14 protein-coding genes and 1 other RNA gene are annotated in these 19055 nt (G+C 72.3%); 6 read left to right on the plus strand and 9 right to left on the minus strand.

All coding sequences use genetic code 11. The features are described from left to right. Positions 1–41 precede the first annotated feature (41 nt). Positions 42–1244 (plus strand): MFS transporter, encoded by a 1203-nt coding sequence (locus AC4OXY_RS21780; protein ID WP_491994468.1) that lies wholly within the window; start codon positions 42–44, stop codon positions 1242–1244. 61 nt (positions 1245–1305) lie between these two features. On the opposite strand, the gene ssrA is transcribed toward AC4OXY_RS21780, so the two are convergent. The 5 genes from ssrA to ftsE all read right to left on the minus strand — a co-directional run bounded on the left by ssrA (position 1306) and on the right by ftsE (position 5290). Further along, positions 1306–1674, minus strand: a transfer-messenger RNA (tmRNA) gene (gene ssrA / locus AC4OXY_RS21785). Between the two features lie 90 nt (positions 1675–1764). Next, positions 1765–2307 carry an SsrA-binding protein SmpB gene (gene smpB / locus AC4OXY_RS21790; RefSeq protein ID WP_356031748.1) on the minus strand — a complete coding sequence of 181 codons (543 nt, stop codon included), beginning with the start codon at positions 2305–2307 and terminating at the stop codon, positions 1765–1767. A 57-nt stretch (positions 2308–2364) separates the two neighbouring features. Continuing rightward, complete coding sequence (locus AC4OXY_RS21795) at positions 2365–3573, minus strand: S41 family peptidase (RefSeq protein ID WP_356031673.1); 1209 nt, start codon at positions 3571–3573, stop codon at positions 2365–2367. A gap of 67 nt (positions 3574–3640) precedes the next feature. Beyond that, positions 3641–4558: a permease-like cell division protein FtsX gene (gene ftsX, locus AC4OXY_RS21800; RefSeq protein WP_356031675.1), complete on the minus strand. Its 918-nt coding sequence runs from the start codon at positions 4556–4558 to the stop codon at positions 3641–3643. A 42-nt stretch (positions 4559–4600) separates the two neighbouring features. Next, entirely contained in the window at positions 4601–5290 is a 690-nt protein-coding gene (gene ftsE / locus AC4OXY_RS21805; protein WP_071377746.1) for a cell division ATP-binding protein FtsE, read from the minus strand. Between the two features lie 261 nt (positions 5291–5551). Here ftsE and AC4OXY_RS21810 point away from each other — a divergent pair, with 261 nt between their 5' ends. Beyond that, entirely contained in the window at positions 5552–5743 is a 192-nt protein-coding gene (locus tag AC4OXY_RS21810; RefSeq protein ID WP_356031677.1) for a hypothetical protein, read from the plus strand. A gap of 120 nt (positions 5744–5863) precedes the next feature. On the opposite strand, the gene AC4OXY_RS21815 is transcribed toward AC4OXY_RS21810, so the two are convergent. The 4 genes from AC4OXY_RS21815 to AC4OXY_RS21830 form a co-directional block, all read right to left on the minus strand. Next, a complete protein-coding gene (locus AC4OXY_RS21815) occupies positions 5864–6844 on the minus strand; it encodes a hypothetical protein (RefSeq protein WP_491994469.1) in 981 nt (326 codons plus the stop codon). 297 nt (positions 6845–7141) lie between these two features. Further along, positions 7142–8248, minus strand: coding sequence for a peptide chain release factor 2 (gene prfB / locus AC4OXY_RS21820; protein WP_356031681.1), 1107 nt, complete (start codon positions 8246–8248; stop codon positions 7142–7144). Between the two features lie 45 nt (positions 8249–8293). Then, on the minus strand, positions 8294–9514 hold the full coding sequence (locus AC4OXY_RS21825; protein WP_356031683.1) for a serine/threonine-protein kinase: 1221 nt from the start codon (positions 9512–9514) through the stop codon (positions 8294–8296). Between the two features lie 143 nt (positions 9515–9657). Next, entirely contained in the window at positions 9658–11319 is a 1662-nt protein-coding gene (locus AC4OXY_RS21830; RefSeq protein ID WP_491994470.1) for a serine/threonine-protein kinase, read from the minus strand. A 316-nt stretch (positions 11320–11635) separates the two neighbouring features. On the opposite strand from AC4OXY_RS21830, the gene AC4OXY_RS21835 reads away from it, so the two are divergent. From AC4OXY_RS21835 to AC4OXY_RS21850, 4 genes are all read left to right on the plus strand, one after another. Further along, the gene (locus AC4OXY_RS21835) at positions 11636–15193 is read left to right on the plus strand and encodes an FtsK/SpoIIIE domain-containing protein (RefSeq protein ID WP_491994471.1); all 3558 of its coding nucleotides are present in this window, start codon (positions 11636–11638) and stop codon (positions 15191–15193) included. Between the two features lie 191 nt (positions 15194–15384). Then, on the plus strand, positions 15385–16770 hold the full coding sequence (locus tag AC4OXY_RS21840) for an ABC transporter substrate-binding protein (protein WP_491994472.1): 1386 nt from the start codon (positions 15385–15387) through the stop codon (positions 16768–16770). 7 nt (positions 16771–16777) lie between these two features. Continuing rightward, positions 16778–18136 (plus strand): carbohydrate ABC transporter permease, encoded by a 1359-nt coding sequence (locus tag AC4OXY_RS21845; protein WP_376286180.1) that lies wholly within the window; start codon positions 16778–16780, stop codon positions 18134–18136. Continuing rightward, positions 18133–19041: a carbohydrate ABC transporter permease gene (locus AC4OXY_RS21850; RefSeq protein WP_356031689.1), complete on the plus strand. Its 909-nt coding sequence runs from the start codon at positions 18133–18135 to the stop codon at positions 19039–19041. Before AC4OXY_RS21845 ends, AC4OXY_RS21850 begins: the two co-directional genes overlap by 4 nt. Positions 19042–19055 lie beyond the last annotated feature (14 nt).

Below are 19055 nucleotides of genomic sequence, written 5' to 3' on the forward strand. Positions count from 1 at the left end.
GGTGTTGGACCCCTTGATCCGCCCTGGGCGAGGGTGCATCCATGTCCTCCGCCCTGTCCACGCCGGCGCGCCGAAGCGCCTACCGCCGGCTCTTCTCCCTCCGCGGCACCCGCGCGTTCACCACTGGCAATCTGCTCGCCCGGCTGCCCATGGGCATGTTCAGCGTGAGCGCCGTCGTGATGATCGCCGGGTCCCGGGGTTCGTACGCCCTCGCCGGTGCCGTCACCGCGACCGGGCTCGCCGCGACCGGGCTCGCCGGGCCCTGGATCGCCCGGCTGATCGACCGGCACGGGCAGGCCCGGGTCGCCGTGCCGGCCACGCTGCTCTCCGTGCTCGGCAGCCTCGCGCTGCTGCTGTGCGTGCGCTTCGGCGCTCCCGACTGGACCCTGTTCGCCGCCTACGCCGCGACCGCGGCCACCCCCAACATCGGCGGCCTGTCCCGCGCCCGCTGGGCCCATCTGCTGCGCGACGACCCCGGTGCGCTGCACACCGCGAACGCCTTCGAGCAGGCCGCCGACGAGCTGTGCTTCATGCTCGGCCCGGTGCTCGCGTCCTTCCTGACCGGCACGTTCTTCCCGGAGGCGGGCACGCTCACCGGGGCGGTACTGCTGCTCGCCGGCATGCTGCTGTTCACCGCGCAGCGCGCCACCGAGCCGCCGGTCGGCGCGCGTTCGAAGGCGGCGTCGCCGCTGCGCAGCCCCGGCATCCGGCCGCTGCTGGCCTGCTTCGTCGCGACCGGCATGGTGTTCGGCTCGATGGAGGTCGGCACGATCGCCTTCGCCGACGCGCACGGGCATCGCGCGGTGGCCGGTGCCGTGCTCGCGCTCCAGGCGGCGGGCTCGTGCGCGGCGGGCCTGGTGTTCGGGGCGCGCAGGCCCGCGGGGGTGCGGCTCGGCCACTGCCTGGCCGCCATGGCCGTCCTGATGACCCTGCCGTGGGCGGCGGCCGGGGTGGCCGGTTCGCTGCCGGCGCTCGCGGGCGCGCTGCTGGTCGCGGGCATGGCGACCGCGCCGACGATGGTGACGGCGATGACCCTGGTGCAGCGGCGCACCCCGGCCGGCCGGCTGAACGAGGGCATGAGCCTGGTGGTGACCGGGCTGCTCACGGGCATCGCCTGCGGCTCGGCGACCGGCGGCTGGGCGGCCGAGCACCTCTCCCCGGGCGCCGCCCTCGCCGTCCCGGCCGCCGCGGCCACGCTCGCGCTGCTCGTCCACAGCGCTTCGGCCCGCCGTGCGCCGGCATGACGAAGGCCCCGCCGCTCGAAGCGACGGGGCCTTTGCCCACATGGGGTACCCCCTGGGGGGTTGGTGGAGATGGCGGGAATCGAACCCGCGTCCAACGGTGCGGAATCAGGGCTTCTCCGTGTGCAGTTCGCTGTGATTTTCTCAGCCCCGGCGATCACGCGAACAAGTCGCCGACGGGCTCAGTCACTGTTGGATTTCCCTCTTCACCCCGTGACCGGGATCAAGGTTTAGTTCCCTAGCTGATGCCAGGATCCGGGTCGGGAACAGCCCCGGGCTGACACTTCGCAAGTCGCTACTTAGGCAGCGAGGGCGAAGGAATCGCGCTTGGTGTTGGCGATTATTTTTTGCGACATATGGTTTACGAGATCATTGCCGCTTCCTCGACACGCTTCCCCTGCTTCGACAGCCGCTGTCGAAACCGATCATCCCCATGTTGTGTTTTCAATGCGCACACCGCGTTCAACCGGTGTTGGTGCCATCGTACGTGACCAACCCACGCCGATGCCACCGTATTCCCGGCCTACACGCCGCGCTGCCTCCGCTTCGCCGCCGCGATGGCGCGGTCCGACTCGCGCCGGTCCTGCTTCTCCCGCAGGGTCTGCCGCTTGTCGTACTCCTTCTTGCCTCGCGCGAGCGCGATCTCGGCCTTCGCGCGGCCGTCCCTGAAGTACAGGGCGAGCGGCACGATCGTGTGACCCGTCTCCTGGGCCTTGGACTCCAGCTTGTCGATCTCCTCGCGGTGCAGCAGCAGCTTGCGCTTGCGGCGCGCGGAGTGGTTGGTCCAGCTGCCCTGGTGGTACTCCGGGATGTGGGCGTTGTGCAGCCACGCCTCGCCCCGGTCGATCTGGACGAAGCCGTCGGTCAGCGACGTCCGTCCCTCGCGCAGCGACTTGACCTCGGTGCCGGTCAGCACGAGCCCGGCCTCGTAGGTGTCGATGATCGCGTAGTCGTGCCGGGCCTTCTTGTTCTGGGCGACGATCTTGCGCTTGCCGCCCTTCTCGCCGTCCCTGGCCTTGGCGGCCCCGCCGCCCTGCTTGGGCTGGGACTCCTTGGGTACGTACATTCCCTTGCTCATAGTGCCGTCCATTTTCGCACTACGGAGGGGTCGTGCGGCCAGCCTTTAATCGGGGTCGCCCAGGCCGGTGAGCACGGTCTCGGCCCGCTCCACGGCGGCCTGTCCGTCGGTCTGCCCGGCATCCAGGTCGGGGGTGATCCCGCGGCCGTCGACGCTGTGGCCCAAGGGGGTGCGGTAGTGGCCGACGGTCAGCTCGGCCACCGACCCGTCGGGCAGCGTGGTCGGCATCTGGATGGAGCCCTTGCCGAAGGTGCGCGAGCCGATCACCACCGCGCGGCCCCGGTCCTGGAGGGCGCCGGTGAGCATCTCGGCCGCGCTCATCGTACCGCCGTCGACCAGGGCGACCAGGGGCCGGCCGGTGTCACCGCCGGGGTCGGCGTGCAGGGAGCGCTCGGCGCCGTCGACGTCGTACGTGGCGACGAGGCCGCCGTCGAGGAAGGCGGAGGAGGTCTCCACGGCCTCGTTGACCAGTCCGCCGGAGTTGCCGCGCAGGTCGAGGATGATCCCGCCGTCGGCGGGGGCGGCTCGGACCGCGGCGCGCACGGCGTCGCCGGAGCCCCTGGTGAACGCGGCGATCCTGATGACGGTGACCCCGCCGGGCAGCTGGGAGACGGTCACCGAGTCGGTGGACAGGCTGGCCCGGCGCAGTTTCTCGGTCCACGTGCGTGTGCCGCGCTGCAGGCCCAGCGTGACGGTCGTACCGGCGGCCGCGTCGTCGGCGTCGCCGCGCAGTAAGGACACCACGTCGGTGACCGGGCGGCCGTCGACCCTGCCGCCGTCGACGCTGATGAGCCGGTCGCCCTGGCGGATGCCGGCGCGGGCGGCGGGCGAGTCGGGCTGGACCTTGGTCACCTCGATCCGGCCGTCCTGCTCGCGGCCCGCCGACAGGCCGACGCCGGTGTATCTGCCGTCGAGGGCCTCCTGGAACTCCTGGTACTCGCCCTCGGAGTAGACCGCGCCCCAGCGGTCGCCGCTGCGGCTGACCGCCCGTTCGGCCGCCTCCATCGGGGACTTGCCGTCGGCCATCGCGTCGGCGGCGGCCTTCTGGACGTCCTCGTGCCGGGTGGTCGGGTGCGACGGGCCGGCGGCGGACCTGCGCGCGTGCGCGGTGGGGACGGTGTCGATGGTCTCCGGGAAGGAGCCGGTGGCGGCGCCGGTGACCAGGACGCCGGCGAAGACCAATGTCAGGGCGGCCCCGCGGCGGATGCGGCGGGGCGGACAGAACAGGTCTCGGCACAGTTCTCGGCCTGACATGGCCGTGAGTCTAGGACAACGCAAAGGGCCGCACGGGCAGATGCCCGTACGGCCCTCTTGGCATGCGTCACACCTTCAGGTACTTGCGCAGCGCGAAGAACGCCGCCAGCGCGGGCATCAGCACGCTCGTCGCGAGGATCAGCGGCAGCTTCGTCAACACCGCGTCCCAGCCGACGAAGTTGATGAGCTGGAGCTTGTGGGCGAGGTCCATGCCGTGGTCGATCGTGAAGTACCGGCCGACCACCAGGGCGACACAGGCGAGGCCGCCGCCGATGAGTCCGGCGACCGCGGCCTCCATGATGAACGGCGCCTGGATGTAGAAGCCCGAGGCTCCGACCAGGCGCATGATCCCGGTCTCGCGCCGGCGGCTGAACGCCGAGACGCGCACGGTGTTGACGATCAGCAGCAGGGCCACGATCAGCATCATCGCCATCACGCCGAGCGCGCCGCGGTTCATCAGGTTCAGCAGCTGGAACAGGTTGTCCAGGATGCCCTTCTGGTCCTGCACCGACTGCACGCCGTCACGCCCGTTGAAGGCGCTCGCGATGACCTGGTACTTCTGCGGGTCCTTCAGCTTGATGCGGTACGACTCCTGCATCTGGTCCGGCGTGAGCGAACTGGCCAGCGGGGAGTTGCCGAACTGCTCCTTGTAGTGCTTGTAGGCCTCGTCCTGCGACTCGTACGACACCTTCTCGACGATGGTCATCTTGTGCAGGTCGTCGAGGATCTGCTTCTTCTGGTCATCGGTGACCGCGCCCTTGGCGCAGTTGGCGTCCGACTCCGCGTCGTGCTTGTTGCACAGGAAGATCGAGACGTTGACCTTGTCGTACCAGTAGCCCTTCATGGTGGACACCTGGTCGCTCATCAGCAGCGAGCCGCCGAAGAGGGCCAGGGACAGGGCGACGGAGACGATGACGGCGAACGTCATCGTCAGATTGCGGCGGAGACCGACACCGATCTCGGACAGGACGAACTGGGCGCGCATGGCGGGTTCTTCAGGCCTTTCGGGAACAGGGTGCGGTCAGTGTCAGTGCTGGTAGCCGTAGACGCCGCGGGCCTGGTCGCGAACGAGGCGGCCCTTCTCCAGCTCGATGACGCGCTTGCGCATCTGGTCCACGATGTTCTGGTCGTGCGTCGCCATGATGACGGTCGTGCCCGTCCGGTTGATGCGGTCGAGCAGCTTCATGATGCCGACGGAGGTCTGCGGGTCGAGGTTGCCGGTGGGCTCGTCGGCGATGAGCAGCTTGGGCCGGTTGACGAAGGCCCGCGCGATGGCCACGCGCTGCTGCTCACCACCGGACAGCTCGCCGGGCCTGCGGTCCTCCTTGCCGCCGAGCCCGACGAGGTCGAGCACCTGCGGCACGGACTTGCGGATCTCGCCGCGGGACTTGCCGATGACCTCCTGGGCGAAGGCCACGTTCTCCGCGACGGTCTTGTTCGGCAGGAGCCGGAAGTCCTGGAACACGGTCCCCAACTGGCGGCGCATCTGCGGCACCTTCCAGTTCGAGAGGCGCGCGAGGTCCTTGCCCAGCACGTGCACCTGGCCGTGGCTGCACCGCTCCTCGCGGAGGATCAGCCGCAGGAAGGTGGACTTTCCGGAGCCGGAGGACCCCACGAGGAAGACGAACTCGCCCTTCTCCACTTCCAGGGAGACATCCCTGAGTGCGGGGTGGTTCTGCTTGGGGTAGACCTTGGAGACGTTGTCGAATCGGATCACGGATGCACCACGGGTCGCCGGGGGTAGATGAGCGTGACCATACGCGACCCGGGTGTGCAAGTGCAGTCGCGGGGAGAGCTTGGGCAAGACTTGTACGTTTTTGTACCGCGACCTGTTTGCGTCCCGTGTTCCCTCCCGTGCTTCCGCCCGCTCTCCCGGTGCCCTGCGCACCGCTTGCGGGAACCTGGCACAGTGGAGTGGGAACGTTCTCGTTCCTATGAACGTTTCACAAGTGATGACCGGTGCAAGGAGGGCGAGCGCATGACGTACGACCGGCTGGTGTGCGCGAACTGTGCGGCGCCCGTGAGCGAGGGCCGGTGCCCGGTGTGCCGTGCCAACCGCGCGCGACTTCAGCAGGAGGGTTTCCTCGGCGGGGTGAACCCGATGGCGCTGATCGCGCTGCTGGCGGTGCTGATCACCGCGGTGGCGCTGCTGGCGCACCAGACCGCGTAGATCGGCGCGGTCGGCGCGAAGAGCGCGAGAACGCCGTAGAGACGACCGAGGGCCCGGAGCGCCAAGCTCCGGGCCCTTGTGCGTACGGCTTGCGTACGCGGTGTGACCTTGGGGTCACGGTCAGGCGGCGGCGCCGCCCCGGCCGTTCATCAGACGCGGCAGCACACGGAAGCCGATGCCGCCGGCGATCATCGTCGCGGCGCCGATGAGCAGGAACTCGGTCGGACCGGCACCGGTCTCGGCGAGCTGCTTGTCACCGCCCTGGGCCTGGGCCTTGTTGCCGTTGTCGGAGCCCGTGTCGGTCAGGTTCGAGGAACCCTGGTCCTGGGTGGCGTTGTTGTTGCCGCCCTGGGGCTTGTCGTTGTTGCCGCCGGTGCTGCTCGAACCGCCGGTGCTGCCGGAGCCACCGGTGGAGCTGGTGCCGCCGGTGGAGCTGCCACCCGAGGTGCTGGTGCCACCGGTGGAGCTGCCACCCGAGGTGCTGGTGCCACCGGTGGAGCTGCCACCCGAGGTGCTGGAGCCGCCCGTGGTGCTGGAGCCGCCGGTGCTGCTGGAGCCACCGGTGGAGCTGGTACCGCCGGTGGAGCTGGTGCCGCCGGTGGAGCTGGTGCCGCCGGTGCCGCTGTCACCACCCGTGCTGCTCGAACCCCCGGTGGAGCTGTCGCCGCCGGTGACGAGACCACCGATGGTGACGCCGCCGTTGGTCGAGGAGTCCCCGCCGGTGGTGCTGGAACCGCCGGTGCCGGAGTCACCGCCCGTGGTGGAGGTGCCACCAGTGGTAGAGGTGCCACCAGTGGTGGAGTCCCCGCCGGTGGTGGAGTCGCCGCCGGTGGTGGAGTCGCCGCCGGTGGTGCTGGAACCGCCGGTCGAGGAGTCTCCGCCGGTCGTGGTGCCGCCGGTGGTGCAGACCGCCACCGGGCAGCCGCCGTCGGTACCGCCGCTGTCGTTCCCGGCGTCCGTGTGCACGCCCAGGCTGATCGGGCCGGCCTGGACATCGATGCCCGCGGCGGAGGCCGCGCCGGCTGCGGTCAGTGACGCACCGGCCGCGATCACGGCGCCCGCGGCTATCCGCGCGACCCGGATCCGCGTCTTCTTCGTCATATGGTTGCTACCCCCAGTAGCTGTTCGTCAATGAGGCGGCGCGTGGGGCGTTGCCGTGATCGACGGGAGGCAGCCGGTGACGAAGCGCGTCAACTCATTCCCCCGGTTCACATGCGCCCCTCAAGTACGCATGCCGCGTGCAACTCTTCCCATTCTTCAAAGCAACGTCAAGGGCATTGCGGGCGCATTGTCCGTTGGGGGCGCTTATGCGGCGGCTTGGAACCTGTAACTGTGACGTAAAACCCAGACATAACAACAACTGCCGCCTCGCGGGCGGCAGTTGTCATGTCGACAAAGTCACTTCTCCTGCTGCTTGCGCCAGCGAATGCCGGCCTCCAGGAACCCGTCGATCTCGCCGTTGAACACGGCCTCCGGGTTGCCGACCTCGAACTCGGTGCGCAGGTCCTTGACCATCTGGTAGGGGTGCAGGACGTACGAACGCATCTGGTTGCCCCAGGAGTTGCCGCCGTCACCCTTGAGGGCGTCCATCTTGGCCTGCTCCTCCTGGCGGCGGCGCTCCAGCAGCTTGGCCTGGAGGACGTTCATCGCCGTGGCCTTGTTCTGGATCTGGGAGCGCTCGTTCTGGCAGGAGACCACGATGCCGGTGGGGAGGTGGGTCAGCCGCACCGCGGAGTCGGTGGTGTTCACGCCCTGGCCGCCGGGGCCGGAGGAGCGGTAGACGTCGACCCGCAGCTCGGTCTCGTCGATCTCGATGTGATCGGTCTGCTCGACCACGGGCAGCACCTCGACGCCCGCGAAGGAGGTCTGACGGCGGCCCTGGTTGTCGTAGGGGGAGATGCGCACCAGACGGTGCGTGCCCTGCTCGACGGAGAGGGTGCCGTAGGCGTACGGCGCCTGGACGGCGAAGGTCGTCGACTTGATGCCGGCCTCTTCGGCGTACGACGTCTCGATCAGCTCGGTCTTGTAGCCGCGCTGCTCGGCCCAGCGCAGGTACATGCGCTGGAGCTTCTCGGCGAAGTCGGCGGCGTCGACACCGCCGGCCTCGGCGCGGATGTTGACGAGCGCCTCACGGGAGTCGTACTCGCCGGACAGGAGGGTGCGGACCTCCATCTCGTCCAGCGACTTCCTGACAGAGGCCAGCTCGGACTCGGCCTCGGCACGGGTGTCCGGGTCGTCCTCCTCCTCGGCCATCTCGAAGAGGACGGCGAGATCGTCGATCCGGCCGCGCAGCGCCTCCGCCTTCCTGACCTCGGCCTGGAGGTGGGAGAGCTTGCTGGTGATCTTCTGCGCCTCGTCCGGGTTGTCCCACAGGGACGGCGCGGCCGCCTGCTCCTCGAGCACGGCGATATCTGCCCTCATCTTTTCGAGGTCCAGGACGGCCTCGATCGACTCCATGGTCGAGGAGAGGGACTTCAGCTCTTCGGATACATCGACGACTGCCACGCCTCCAGCGTAACGGCTGTGGCAAGGAGCCCGGGCAGGGCGCGGTCAGGGCGCCTGCGTGCTGTGGGTGTCCCGGGCCGGCCCGTCGTCGCCGGAGGAGGAGGCCGCGTAGGCGCCGACGCCCACCACCGCCGCCACGACCGCCCCGGCCACGCCGAGCGTGATCCGGCGCCGGCGCACCACCGCCCGGTGGCGGGCCGAACCCGGCCGGGGCGCACCGGTGGCCCGGGGAGCGCGCGCGGTCCCGTGGGCGCCGCCGGCCAGCTCGTCCGGGCCCGGCACCCGCATCGAGGTGTGCGTGTCCCGGTTGGAGTCCGGCTTGGCGCCCGGCACCAGCGAGACCGCGCCCCGGCGCCGGGCCGGCTCGGCCGGCGCGGCCGCCGGTTCCTGCTCCGCCGGCTCCTCGGCCTGGTCCGGCTCGTCCACCTCCAGCGGCGGCATCCCGGCCAGCGTCGGGAGCTGCTCGCGCAGCCGTGCCGCGAGCTCCGAGGCCCGCAGCCGGGAGGCGGGCGCCTTGGCCAGGCACTGCACGATCAGCTGCCACAGCTCCTCGGGGATGCCGGGCAGCGGGACGACGGTCTCGGTGACATGGCGGCGCAGCACCGCGCCCGGGTGGCCGCCGCCGAACGGGGTGAAGCCGGCCAGCAGCTCGTACAGGACGGTGGCGAGGGCGTAGATGTCGACGGACGCGCGCGGGGGCAGGCCCTCGACGATCTCCGGGGCCAGGTAGTCCGGCGTGCCGATGATCTTCGTGGCCTTGGTCCGCTTCGGCGAGTCGATCAGCTTGGCGACGCCGAAGTCCGTCAGCAGGGCGGGGTGCGACCCGCCCGGCCCCAGGGGCCCCTGCATGTCGAGAAGGACGTTCTCGGGCTTGACGTCCCGGTGGACGACCCCGGCGGCGTGGGCCGCCGCGAGCGCGTCGGCGACGTCGGCGACGATCGCCACGGCCGACTCGGGGGCGAGTCGCCGCTCGCGCTCCAGCCGGGTGCGCAGGTCGGTGCCGCGTACCAGGTCCATGACCAGGGCCAGGTCGTTGCCGTCGACCACGAGGTCGCGCACGGTGACGATGTGCGGGTGCTCCAGGCCGAGCAGCGCGGTGCGCTCCTGGACGAAGCGTCCGACGAGCTCCTGGTCGGAGGCGAGGTCCTCGCGCAGCATCTTGATGGCGACGGGTCCGTCCGGTCCCTCGCCCAGCCACACCGTGCCGGCGCTGCCCCGCCCCAGGATCTGGTTCGCGGTGTACCGGCTGCCGATCTTCCGTGCCAAGACTGCTCCTACAGGCGCGCGTTGTCGCGTGGTGTCGTCAAAACTACGCGTCCGAGGAGCCAACCTTCACCGCGGAGACGGAAATCACCCGCCAGATGTCGACAAATCCGCAAACTCGCGGTCGGGTTGCGGGCGTTCCGGGATCAATTGCCCGACGAGCCGCCGAGGTCCTTCGCCCACTTGCTGACCTGGCCGACCCAGTGGCTCACCTCGTGCCAGTAGCTGCGCCCCTGGCCGATCCAGGTGTGCAGCGGGGTCAGTTCGTAGATCAGCCAGCTCGCCACGACCAGGATGACGATCGTGAACAGGCAGCCCTTCAGGCAGCCGAGTCCCGGGATCTTCATCGGGTTGGCGCTGCGCCGGCGCGGTTCCCGCGGCTCGCGCGCGGGGCGCTGCGGCTCCGGGGCGTACCGCTGCGGCTGCTGCGGCGGGGCGTACTGCTGGGGCTGCTGCTGTCCGTAGCCGTAGCCCTGCTGGTAGCCCTGCTGCCGGCCGCGCGGCTGCGGCTGCTGGGGACGGGCCTGGGGAGCCTGGCGCGGCTGCTGCTGGGGCCGGGCGACCTGGCGCTGCGGCCGGTGGCGCAGCGGGTCGTCCTCCGGGGCCAGGTACTGGACCTGCGTCTGTTCGTTGCGGTCCCGGGCGGCACGCAGCTGGTTCTGCCAGGGGTGCGGCTGGTCGGGCTGCTGTCCCTGCGGGCCGGTGCCGGGCAGCACCGCCGTCGGGTCGGGGGCCCCCGTGTTCGGCAGTACGGCGGTGGGGTCGGCGGCGCCGGCCGGGCCGCCGGTGTGCGGCAGGACGCTCGTCGCGGCACTCGGGTCGTACGCCTGCGGGGCGTTCGTCGGCAGCACCTGGGTGGGATCGGCGGCGCCGGGCACGCCCGGTACGGCCGTCGGCGCCGGGTCGGGGGCGAGCAGCATGCCCACGCCCTCGGCGGCCGCGATCTGCGCCGCGTTCGCGTGCACGCCGATGCCCTCGGCGACGACGCGCAGCCCGCGCGCGAGGCTCTCGGCGCTCGGCCGGTCGTCAGGGTTCTTGCGCAGGCAGCGCTCTATGACCGTCCACAGCGGGTCCGGGACGGTGGAGGGGCGGCGCGGCTCGGCGCTCAGGTGCTGGTGCAGGACTTCGAGCGCGGTGCTGCCGGCGAACGGCGGGCGGCCGGTGACCAGCTCGTACAGCAGGATGCCGGCGCCGTAGATGTCGACCGCGGAGGTCTGCGGGCGGCCCTCGGCGGACTCCGGCGCCACGTACGCGGGCGTGCCGACGAACTCGCTGGTGCGGGTCAGTCCCGGGGAGTCGGCGAGGCGGGCGATGCCGAAGTCGGTCAGCATCGGGTGCATCCGGCCGTCGTTCTGCGCGAGCAGCACGTTGGCGGGCTTCAGGTCGCGGTGTACGACCCCGTCGGCGTGGCTCGCGGCGAGCGCGTCGGCGATCTGGGCCGTCAGCAGCGCGGCGGCGACCGGCGTGAGCGGGCCGTTCTCGCGCAGGTAGCGGTGCAGGTCGGGGCCGTCGACGAGGTCCATGACCAGGGCCAGCAGATCACCCTCGACGACCAGGTCGCGGACCCGGACGATGTTGGGGTGGGTGAGCCGGAGCAGCACGGAGCGCTCGCGCAGGAAGCGCATCACGATGTCCGGGTCGCTCGCCAGCTCCTCCTTGAGGACCTTGATCGCGAGCGTCTCGCCGGGCTGCCCGGGCACAGCCGCCTCCGCGCCCGCGGTCTCCCGCTGGCGGGCACGCCAGACGGTGCCTGTGGCGCCGCGTCCGAGCGGCTCCTCAAGCAGGTACTTGCTGCCGACTGGCCGCACGTCACGCGCTCCCTGCTGCTTGCTTGCCTTCACTGCCGGTGTTCCGACCCACTGTAGTGCCGCCTTCCTTGGCACTACGTAAGCGTTCCCGAGGATGTTCGATGTGTTCGACGGAAAGACGCGCGCACCGGTGTGTCGGTTGCCGGGGAGCGGACGTGACCGATCTCAAGTGATCGCCGGCGAACCATTGGTCAGGCACTTTTGGGGGCAGAGCCGACCAATCAAGATCACTTGTTACCGGGTGCGGGGCGCGGTGTCAGTGGCAGGTGCGAGGATGCCTTCCAGTACTGGCCGACGTGCTCGTGTTGGGGTGGGGATGCAGATCCGGCTGACCGTCGTAGACCCGCTGGGCCCGGCCCCGCAGCGGGGCCGCGCCGCGAGCCGCGACGTGCTGGTCACGGCGCCCACGGGCACGGATCTGGCCGCGGTCGCGTCCGCGCTGGCCGGGGCGGTCGGCACGGAGGCCGGCCAGGGCCAGGCCGCCTCCGCCCCGGGCCTCGTCCTGTACGCCGGCACCGAGCGCCTGGACCCGCGCCGCTGCACCCTCGGCGAGCCCCCGCTGGTCGACGGCGCCGTGCTGTCCCTCGGCGCTCCCGCGGCGGCCGAACCGCACCCCGAGCTGGACGACGCGCCGACCCAGCTGCACGTCGTCGCGGGTCCGGACGCGGGCGGGGTCCATCTGCTGCACGGCGGCCGGATCAGCGTGGGCCGCTCGGCCGACGCCGACGTCCCCCTGGACGACCCCGACGTCTCCCGGCTGCACTGCGCGGTCACGGTCGGCGCCGACGGCCGCGTCTCGGTCGCCGACCTCGGCTCCACGAACGGCACGGCGCTCGACGGCGTGCGGATCGGCGAGCGGCCGGTGCGGGTCCCGGCCGGAGGGCTGCTGCGCATCGGCGAGTCGGCCCTGCGGGTCACCCCGGCCGCCGGGCCGGGGGCGCGGGTGGGCACGGTGCCGGACGGGGAGGGGTGCCTGCGGGTCACCGGCGACGCGGCGCACGACAGCGCCCCGGACACCTCGCCGGACGCGGGCGGCGCCCGCGCCGACGGCGGTGTCTCCGGGGGTGCGGGACCGGAGCACGGGCGTGCGGAGTCACCCCTGGTGCCCGGGCAGGGCGGGGCGCCGCGGATCGAGAGCGCGCGCGACACGGCTTTCGGCGGGGACACGCACGCGGGGCGCTTCGGCATCGCCGGGGCGGGCGAGGAACCGCCGGGCGGCGGCCGGAAGAACACCCCGGTCCGGGGCACCGACGCCCCGCACAGCGCCCGGCGCCGCGGGCTCGGCAAGTGGGCCCGGCGCCTGGCCGGGGGCCGCGCGGAGCACCCGGAGGGCGCGGAGTCGTACGACACCGAGGCGGACCGCTCCCCCGGCACCGCCCCCGTGGCCGCCGCCCCGCGGCAGCCGGAGACCTGGCCGGATCCCGCCGCCCTGCTGCTGACGGCGCTCGGTCCCGGGCCCCGGCTGTGGGAGCGCGGGCCGGGCCACCCGGAGGCGCTGACCGTACGGGTCGGCACGGCCGACCGGAGCACGCCGGACGGCTCGGGCCTGCTGCCCGCCGTGCCGGTGACGGCGGCGCTGCGCGAGGCGGGCTCGCTGGGCCTGGCCGGTCCGCGCCCCCGGCTGTCCGGGCTGGCCCGCGCGGTGCTGGCCCAGCTCGCCGCGATGCACTCCCCCGATCTGCTGGAGATCGTGCTGATCAGCGCCGACCGCTCCCGGCCCGTCGAGGAGCGCACGGCCGAGTGGTCCTGGCTGGGCTGGCTCCCGCACGTACGGCCGGGCCACGGCCAGGACTGCCGCCTCCTGCTGGCCTACGACCGCGAGCAGGCCGCGGCCCGCGCGGAGGAACTGCTGCGCCGGCTGGACGACCACACGGCCACCGGCAGAAGCGCGGCCCACCCCGCCGGTGCCCCGGCGCCCGGCACCGGCGGGGCACCGGGCGCCGCAGCCGTGCGCGCCACGCTCCCGGAGCCCCTCGCCACGACCTCACCGGCGGGTCCGCCCGCCCGGAGCACCCCGGCGGGCGCGCCCGCAGCCCCAGGCACCGCGGCCCACCCCGGCGGCCCGGCCGCACCCGGCGCCTCCGGTACGTCCGCCGCCCTGGTCCGGGACGCCGCGCCGGACGCCCCGGGCTTCCCCCCGTCCGGCTCGCCCGCACCCGCGCCGCGCCGGTCCGCCCACGGCTCGGCCGCCGCGGCCCACGGCCTGCCCGCCCATGAGCAGGCGGCCGGCCACCCCCTGCCCGGCGCCCCGGGGCACACCGGCTTCCCCGCCGCCGAGCGCCGCCCCTCCTGGGCGAAGGACGGCGCGGATCTCGCCGGTGCCGGCGGTTTCCCCGGCCCCTACACGGTCGTCGTCGTGGACGGCGACCCCGGCGGGACCGCCCTGCGGGAAGCTCTCGCGCGGCTGGCCGTGGCCGGGCCGCGGGTCGGGGTGCACGTGGTGTGTCTCGCAGAGACCGGCCCCGCGTCGGCGGAGTCCCCCGTGGCGGCGACGTACGAGGCGGCCTGCTCGGCGACGCCGACTCTGCGGCACTGCGGTGCCGTGGCACTGCTTGGCGGGGACGTCGCGACCGCGCTGCATCTGGTGCGGGTCGCGCCCGGCGGGCCGGTGGGTCCCGGGGTGCTCGCCGCCGTCGACGCCGTCTCCGGCGCCTGGGCGGAGCGGTTCGCGCGGGCGCTGGCGCCGCTGCGCCCGGACGGCCCGGTCGTCGAGCCGCACGCGCGCGTGGCCACGCCGTTGCCCCAGTCGGCCCGCCTGCTGGACGAGTTGGGGCTGGCCCGGGCCACCCCGGCGTCGCTGATGGCGCGCTGGGCGGACGCCGCCGACGACACGCAGGCGCTCGGCGGCCGGGCGCGGGCGGTGCTCGGTGCCGGGCCGCGCGGGCCGCTCACCGCCGACCTGGTGGCCGACGGGCCGCATCTGCTGGTCGAGGGGCCGGCCGGCAGCGGTCGTACGGAGCTGCTGCGCTCCCTGGTGGCCTCGCTGGCCGCCGCCGAGCGGCCGGACCGGCTGGGCGTCGTGCTGATCGACGGGCGGGACGGGGCCGGGGGCGGCGCCGGGCGCGGTGAAGGGCTGCGCGCGTGCACCGACATACCGCATGTCACCACCCACCTCATCGCCAACGACCCCGTGCGGATGCGAGAGTTCGCCCAGTCGCTGGCCGCCGAGCTGAAGCGGCGCGCGGAGCTGCTGGGCCGGTCGGACTTCGCCGAGTGGCACGCGGGGCGCACGCTGTCGGGCCGTATCGTGGCGCAGCGCACGGCCTCGGCCGGTTCCTCCGGGGACATAGAGGCCCCGCCCAGCTCCACCCTGCGGCTGCGGCCGGGCGCCGCCGCGCGCGGGCGGGCCGAGGCGGCACCGCCGTTGCCCCGGCTCGTGGTGGTCGTCGACGATCTGGACGCGCTGGTCTCGCCCGCGCTCGGCTCGCCCGGCCGGCCGGCCGCGGGGTCGGTGATGCGGGCGCTGGAGGCGGTGGCCCGGGAGGGCGAGCGGCTCGGCGTGCACCTGGTGGCGGCGGCCGGTGCGGGGGGCCGTACGGCGGAGACGGAGCCGGCGCGCCGGGCCACGCTGCGGGTCGTGCTGGACGCCCCGACGACGGGTCCGGACGAACCGGCGCCGGGGCGCGGCCGGTTGGCGGCCCCCGGCGGCCGGGCCACCGGATTCCAGGCGGGCCGGGTGACGGGCCGTATCCCGCGCACCGCGACCCAGCGGCCCACGGTCGTCCCGCTGGACTGGGCCCGCATGGGCGACCCGCCGGCCCGCCGTCCGGTGCGGGAGCTGGGCAACGGCCCGACGGACCTGGCGCTGCTGGCGAGCGCGGTGGAGCGGGCGGCCCGGGAGGTGTCGGCGGCTCAGGTGCCGTCCCTGCTCTGACCGCCCCCTCGCGCCGACGCGCGTTTCACGTTCGTCTCGAACCCGCTCGCATACACTCTCGGTCACGAGCCGGTCACGATGACCGCTCCGGCCCCGCAGGCGCTCTTGCCCGCCCTGAGCGGCCCGTCGTACACCGGACCGCACGGGACAGTCTTCTTGACGTTCAACGGAGAACGACGAACGGGGAAGTGATGCGCAGCAGGAGCAGCAGCACCATCCGGACACGCAGGACCGTCACCACGGTCACCGCCCTGCTCGCGGGAGCCCTCGCGCTCTCCGCGTGCTCCGGCGGCGGCGACAAGAGCGACACGGGGAAGCAGGGCGGCGGGACCACCCCGACCGGTTCCACCGTCAGCCTCCCCAAGCTGAACGGCGCCACCCTGGAGATCGCCGCCGTCTGGACCGGCCAGGAGCAGAGCAACTTCAAGCAGGTGCTGGCCGAGTTCGAGAAGCGGACCGGCGCGAAGGTCACCTTCGTGCCCGCCCAGGACCCGATCATCAACTTCCTCGGCTCGAAGATCGCGGGCGGCCAGCCGCCGGACGTGGCGATGCTGCCGCAGCCCGGCGCCATCAAACAGGCCGTACAGCAGAAGTGGGCCAAACCGCTCGGAGCGGACGCCCTGAAGGAGCTGCAGAAGAACTACTCACAGGGCTGGCAGGACATCGGCAAGGTCGACGGCAAGCAGTACGGCGTCTACTACAAGGCCGCCAACAAGTCGCTGATCTGGTACAACGCCAAGGTCTTCGCGAACGCGGGCGCCAAGGAACCGAAGACCTGGAAGGACCTGCTGACCACCGCGCAGGCGGTCTACGACTCCGGGGTCACGCCGTTCTCGGTGCCGGGCGCGGACGGCTGGCCGCTGACGGACTGGTTCGAGAACGTCTATCTGTCCCAGGCGGGGCCCGCGAAGTACGACCAGCTCACCCAGCACAAGATCAAGTGGACGGATCCGTCGGTCAAGCAGGCCCTCGAAACGCTCGGGCAGATCTGGGGCAAGAAGGACTACCTCGCGGGCGGGCAGAGCGGGGCGCTGCAGACCGAGTTCCCGGCCTCGGTCACCCAGACCTTCACCGGCGGCGACCAGCCGAAGGCCGCGATGGTCTACGAGGGCGACTTCGTGCAGGTCAACATCGGTGAGACCAAGGCGAAGGTGGGCACGGACGCGAAGGTGTTCCCGTTCCCGGCGGTCGGCGCGAGCGCGCCCGTGGTCTCCGGCGGCGACGCGGCGGTCATCCTGAAGGACTCCAAGGCGGCCCAGGCCCTGGTCACCTTCCTCGCCTCCCCGGACGCGGCGACGATCCAGGCCAGGCTCGGCGGCTATCTCTCGCCGAACAAGAACGTGCCGGTCTCGGCGTACCCGAACGAGGTGCAGCAGAAGATCGCCAAGGCGCTGATCGCGTCCGGTGACGACTTCCGCTTCGACATGTCCGACCAGGCGCCGCAGGCCTTCGGCGGCACCCCGGGCAAGGGTGAGTGGAAGGACCTCCAGGACTTCCTGCGCAACCCGTCGGACGTGGCGGGCACCCAGGCGAAGCTGGAGAAGGACGCGGCGGCGGCGTACGGAAGCGGGAGCTGACCCGGCGATGGCGTCGGCAGCGGCGGCCGGGACCCCACCGGGTCCCGCCGCACCCCCCTCCGCCAAGAGCCGCAAGAGCGTGACCGGCACCCGCCGGGCCGTGGCAGCGTTGTTCCTGCTGCCCGCCCTGGTGCTGCTCGGCGCGCTCGTGGTCTACCCCATCGGGTACTCGCTGGTCCGCAGTTTCGTGGACAACTCCGGCCACGGCTTCGCCGGAGGCGACAACTACAAGACGCTCTTCTCGGACGACAGCATCCGCACGGCCTTCAAGAACAACGTCATCTGGGTGGTGTTCGCGCCGACGGTCTCCACCGCGCTCGGCCTGGTCTTCGCGGTGCTGACCGAACGGGTGCGCTGGGGAACGGCGTTCAAGCTGGTCGTCTTCATGCCGATGGCGATCTCGATGCTGGCGGCCGGGATCATCTTCCGGCTGGTGTACGACCAGGATCCGCACAAGGGCGTCGCGAACGCGGTGTGGGTGGGGGTGCACGACACCTTCGCGCAGTCGTCGGCGTTCCCGAACGCCCACCCGGGCCGCGAGTCGCCCCTCGTCGCTCAGCAGGGCGGCTTCATCACCAAGGCGGCCGTCCACACGGGCCAGAGCGTCACCCTCCCCCTCGTCGGCGTCGCCCCCGACCAGATGCCGGACGGCGCGAAGAGGGCCGTGGCCGCGAGGCCGGAGCCGGGGAAGATCACCGGCACCACCTGGCAGGACTTCACCCGCGGCAAGGGCGTCGGCCGGCTCGGCGTGCCCGACCCGTCCGAGCCGGGCTACGCCGGGATGCGGATCGAGGCGGTGAAGGACGGCCGGGTGGTGGCCTCCACCAAGGCCGCCGGCGACGGCACCTTCACGCTGCCCGCGTCCGCCGACGGGGCGCGGCTCAGGCTTCCTGCGAGCAACTTCAGGGAGCCGTACAACGGGGTCTCGTGGCTCGGCCCGACGCTGGTCACCCCGGCGATCATCGGGGCGTACGTCTGGATGTGGGCGGGCTTCGCGATGGTGCTGATCGCGGCCGGACTCGCGGGCGTGCCCCGGGAGTTGCTGGAGGCGGCGCGGGTGGACGGCGCCACCGAGTGGCAGGTGTTCCGCAAGGTCACCGTGCCGCTGCTGGCGCCCGTCCTCGCGGTCGTCACCGTCACGCTGATGATCAACGTGCTGAAGGTGTTCGACCTCGTCTACATCATCGCCCCGGGCTCCTCCCAGGCCGACGCGAACGTGCTCGCCCTGGAGCTGTACCGCAGGGGCTTCGCCGAGGACCAGCCGGGCGTCGCGAGCGCCATCGCGGTGCTGCTGCTGGTGCTGGTGATCCCGGTGATGGCGTTCAACATCCGGCGGCTGCGGCGGGAGCGGGAGGTACGGCGATGACGGCGACCGCCGAAAGCACGACGAAAGCCGGACCCGCCCGGACGGCGGGGGCGAAGGAGTCCCTCGGCTCGCGCATCGCGCAGCGGCTCGGCGGCGGTCTGGTCCGCGTCTTCCTGATCCTCGTGGGCCTGTTCTGGCTGGTGCCGACCGTCGGTCTGCTGCTGGCCTCGCTGCGCTCCCCGCAGGACATGAGCGCGAGCGGCTGGTGGACGGTGTTCACCAAGCCGTCCCAGCTGACCTTCGACAGCTACCAGAAGCTGCTGGAGAACGGCGACATCACCAGTTCCCTGTGGAACACCGTGCTGATCACCGTCCCGGCGACCGTCCTGGTCGTCGTGGTCGGCTCCCTCGCGGGCTACGCGTTCGCGTGGATGGAGTTCCCGGGCCGGGACTGGTGGTTCCTGGGCGTGGTGAGCCTGCTGGTGGTGCCGGTGCAGGTGGCGCTGATCCCGATCGCCGAACTGTTCGGGAAGATCGGCCTGTTCGGGACGATCTTCGGCGTGATCCTGTTCCACACCGGCTTCGGGCTGCCGTTCGCGGTGTTCCTGCTGCGGAACTTCTTCGCGGAGATCCCGCGCGAGCTGCTGGAGGCGGCCCGGCTGGACGGCGCCGGTGAACTGCGGCTGTTCGCCCGGGTGGTGATGCCGCTCGGCGGGCCCGCGATCGCGAGCCTCGGCATCTTCCAGTTCCTGTGGGTGTGGAACGACATGCTGGTCGCGCTGGTGTTCACCAAGTCGGGCACCCAGCCGATCACGGTCGCCCTGCAGACGCAGGTACGGCAGTTCGGCAACAACGTCGACGTGCTGGCGCCCGGCGCGTTCATCTCCATGGTGATCCCGCTGGCCGTGTTCTTCGCGTTCCAGCGGCAGTTCGTGTCCGGGGTGATGGCGGGCGCGGTGAAGTAGCGGCCCTGCAGCGG

The sequence above is a fragment of the Streptomyces sp. HUAS MG56 genome, from assembly GCF_058673395.1.

Excerpts from the sequence above, each read along its gene's own strand:
- AC4OXY_RS21845 (WP_376286180.1), top strand. The coding sequence starts at position 16,778 with ATGGCGTCGGCAGCGGCGGCCGGGACCCCACCGGGTCCCGCCGCACCC.
- AC4OXY_RS21850 (WP_356031689.1), top strand. The coding sequence starts at position 18,133 with ATGACGGCGACCGCCGAAAGCACGACGAAAGCCGGACCCGCCCGGACG.
- AC4OXY_RS21815 (WP_491994469.1), bottom strand. The coding sequence starts at position 6,844 with ATGACGAAGAAGACGCGGATCCGGGTCGCGCGGATAGCCGCGGGCGCC.
- AC4OXY_RS21780 (WP_491994468.1), top strand. The coding sequence starts at position 42 with ATGTCCTCCGCCCTGTCCACGCCGGCGCGCCGAAGCGCCTACCGCCGG.
- AC4OXY_RS21840 (WP_491994472.1), top strand. The coding sequence starts at position 15,385 with ATGCGCAGCAGGAGCAGCAGCACCATCCGGACACGCAGGACCGTCACC.
- AC4OXY_RS21810 (WP_356031677.1), top strand. The coding sequence starts at position 5,552 with ATGACGTACGACCGGCTGGTGTGCGCGAACTGTGCGGCGCCCGTGAGC.
- smpB (WP_356031748.1), bottom strand. The coding sequence starts at position 2,307 with ATGTACGTACCCAAGGAGTCCCAGCCCAAGCAGGGCGGCGGGGCCGCC.
- AC4OXY_RS21795 (WP_356031673.1), bottom strand. The coding sequence starts at position 3,573 with ATGTCAGGCCGAGAACTGTGCCGAGACCTGTTCTGTCCGCCCCGCCGC.
- AC4OXY_RS21835 (WP_491994471.1), top strand. The coding sequence starts at position 11,636 with ATGCAGATCCGGCTGACCGTCGTAGACCCGCTGGGCCCGGCCCCGCAG.
- ftsX (WP_356031675.1), bottom strand. The coding sequence starts at position 4,558 with ATGCGCGCCCAGTTCGTCCTGTCCGAGATCGGTGTCGGTCTCCGCCGC.